Annotated in this window: 1 protein-coding gene; it reads left to right on the top strand. The window is 48.7% G+C overall.

What is annotated here, in order from left to right:
* Positions 1 to 59: 59 nt before the first annotated feature.
* The coding region (locus tag STRDD11_RS13380) for a PD-(D/E)XK nuclease family transposase (RefSeq protein ID WP_206512730.1) at positions 60 to 409 on the top strand (350 nt) is incomplete at its 3' end.

The raw sequence follows: 409 nt of genomic DNA, 5'->3' as shown, positions 1-409 counted from the left end.
TTTTCTTCTGCCTTTTGCGAATAATGTAAGTAAGAGCACAAAACGGAGAGGAGAAAAAAATGAACCCGCAAGAGAAAAAGGCAGTGCGCCACCCCAACCTGTCCCCGACCATGGACATGGTTGCTAAAAAGATTTTTCATCAGGAACGGCTGACCGCAGACTTTGTCAGAAGCGTACTCAAGCTGCCGGTAAAGTCTGTCGAGATCCTGGAGGGAACGCAGATTCAGCTGGAAGAGTACGATCACCTGGGCTTTTACACTGCTGTAGATGTCCGAGCCCAGCTGGACGATGGGACGCAGATTATTATCGAAGTTCAAGTGACCAAACAGCGCGCCTTTATCAATCGCCTCATGGCCTATATCGCCAATCAGATTGCCAGCAATCTGAAGCGAAACAAGCAGGATAAAGC

The organism is Streptococcus sp. DD11 (assembly GCF_001578865.1).
In the GTDB taxonomy this organism is placed as follows: Bacteria; Bacillota; Bacilli; order Lactobacillales; family Streptococcaceae; genus Streptococcus; species Streptococcus panodentis.
This window is presented reverse-complemented; position numbering and strand designations above follow the sequence as displayed.